Origin of the sequence: Tenacibaculum sp. Cn5-46, assembly GCF_022347705.1 — a bacterium.
In the GTDB taxonomy this organism is placed as follows: domain Bacteria; phylum Bacteroidota; class Bacteroidia; order Flavobacteriales; family Flavobacteriaceae; genus Polaribacter; species Polaribacter aiptasiae.
In genome coordinates this window covers 1-2,865 of sequence record NZ_JAKRGD010000014.1, presented here as the reverse complement: position 1 = coordinate 2,865, position 2,865 = coordinate 1, and the positions used below count along the sequence as shown (strand labels likewise).

Sequence of the window (2,865 nt, the reverse complement as noted above, 5' to 3'; positions counted from 1 at the left end):
TGGTTACACTAGTACATCCTGTTCCTGCATTGCTAACTACTACTTGATAATATAAAGTTCCTTCGGTTGAAGTTACTGGACTATAACTCGCTGTTGTACCTCCTGTTCCACTAGTTACATCACTATAAGGTCCTGTTAAACTTGTTGCTGATTGCCATTGATAACTCAAACTTCCTACGCCACCACTAGCTGCAACATTTAGAGTTACTGCTCCGTCTTTACAAACGGTCGTACTTGAAGCTGGCTGAGTATCGATGGTTGGAACTTGGTTAACTATAACTGTTGATTTACTACTGGTAACACTAGTACATCCTATTCCTGCATTGCTAACCACTACTTGATAATATAAAGTTCCTTCGGTTGAAGTTACTGGACTATAACTCGCAGTTGTACCTCCTGTTCCACTAGTTACATCACTATAAGGCCCTGCTAAACTTGTTGCAGACTGCCATTGATAAGTTAAACTTCCTACCCCACCACTCGCTGCTACGCTTAGAGTTACTGCGCCGTCTTTACAAACAGTCGTACTTCCCATTGGTTGGCTATTTATGGTTGGAACTTCGTTAACTATCACTGTTGATTTACTACTGATAACACTGGTACATCCTATTCCTGCATTACTAACTACCACTTGATAATATAAAGTTCCTTCGGTTGAAGTTACTGGACTATAACTCGCAGTTGCACCTCCTGTTCCACTGGTTACATCACTATAAGGCCCTGCTAAACTTGTTGCTGATTGCCATTGATAAGTTAAACTTCCTACTCCACCACTGGCTGCCACATTTAGAGTCACGGTCCCATCTTTACAAACAGTCGTGCTCGCTGCTGGCTCAGTATCTATGGTTGGAACTTGGTTAACTATAACTGTTGATTTATTACTGGTAACACTAGTACAACCTATTCCTGCATTGCTAACTACCACTTGATAATATAAAGTTCCTTCGGTTGAAGTTACTGGACTATAACTCGCAGTTGTACCTCCTGTTCCACTAGTTACATCACTATAAGGTCCTGCTAAACTTGTTGCTGACTGCCATTGATAAGTTAAACTTCCTACGCCGCCTCTTGCCATCACACTTAAAGTCACGGTCCCGTCTTTACAAACGGTCGTACTTGCCGCTGGCTCAGTATCAATGGTTGGTAATGCATTTACCGTCACTGTTGATTTACTACTAGTTATACTAGTACATCCTGTTCCTGCATTGCTAACTACTACTTGATAATATAAAGTTCCTTCTGTTGAAGTTACTGGACTATAATTGGCTGTTGTACCTCCTGTTCCACTGGTTACATCACTATAAGGCCCTGCTAAACTTGTTGCTGATTGCCATTGATAAGTTAAACTTCCTACACCACCACTGGCTGCAACATTTAAAGTCACTGCGCCATCTTTACAAACGGTCGTACTTGCCGCTGGCTCAGTATCAATGGTTGGTAATGCATTTACTGTCACTGTTGATTTACTACTGGTAACACTAGTACATCCTGTTCCTGCATTGCTAACTACTACTTGATAATATAAAGTTCCTTCTGTTGAAGTTACTGGACTATAATTGGCTGTTGTACCTCCTGTTCCACTGGTTACATCACTATAAGGTCCTGCTAAACTTGTTGCTGATTGCCATTGATAAGTTAAACTTCCTACTCCGCCACTAGCTGCTACACTTAGAGTTACTGCGCCATCTTTACAAACAGTTGTATTTGCTGCTGGCTCAGTATCAATGGTTGGTAATGCATTTACCGTCACTGTTGATTTACTACTAGTTATACTAGTACATCCCGTTCCTGCATTGCTAACTACTACTTGATAATATAAAGTTCCTTCTGTTGAAGTTACTGGACTATAATTGGCTGTTGTACCTCCTGTTCCACTGGTTACATCACTATAAGGCCCTGCTAAACTTGTTGCTGATTGCCATTGATAAGTTAAACTTCCTACACCACCACTGGCTGCAACATTTAAAGTCACTGCGCCATCTTTACAAACGGTCGTACTTGCCGCTGGCTCAGTATCAATGGTTGGTAATGCATTTACTGTCACTGTTGATTTACTACTGGTAACACTAGTACATCCTATTCCTGCATTGCTAACTACCACTTGATAATATAAAGTTCCTTCGGTTGAAGTTACTGGACTATAATTAGCTGTTGTACCTCCTGTTCCACTGGTTACATCACTATAAGGTCCTGCTAAACTTGTTGCTGATTGCCATTGATAAGTTAAACTTCCTACTCCGCCACTAGCTGCTACACTTAGAGTTACTGCGCCATCTTTACAAACAGTTGTATTTGCTGCTGGCTCAGTATCAATGGTTGGTAATGCATTTACTGTCACTGTTGATTTACTACTGGTAACACTAGTACATCCTATTCCTGCATTGCTAACTACCACTTGATAATATAAAGTTCCTTCGGTTGAAGTTACTGGACTATAATTAGCTGTTGTACCTCCTGTTCCACTGGTTACATCACTATAAGGTCCTGCTAAACTTGTTGCAGACTGCCATTGATAAGTTAAACTTCCTACTCCGCCACTAGCTGCAACATTTAGAGTTACTGCTCCGTCTTTACAAACAGTTGTATTTGCTGCTGGCTCAGTATCAATGGTTGGTAATGCATTTACTGTCACTGTTGATTTACTACTGGTAACACTAGTACATCCTATTCCTGCATTGCTAACTACCACTTGATAATATAAAGTTCCTTCGGTTGAAGTTACTGGACTATAACTCGCCGTTGTACCTCCTGTTCCACTGGTTACATCACTATAAGGCCCTGCTAAACTTGTTGCAGACTGCCATTGATAAGTTAAACTTCCTACCCCACCACTCGCTGCTACGCTTAGAGTCACGGTCCCGTCTT

1 protein-coding gene is annotated in these 2,865 nt (G+C 41.2%); it reads right to left on the bottom strand.

What is annotated here, in order from left to right:
* A partial coding sequence (locus MHN29_RS18230) for a hypothetical protein (protein WP_239176085.1) occupies positions 1-2,865 on the bottom strand: 2,865 nt, incomplete at both ends.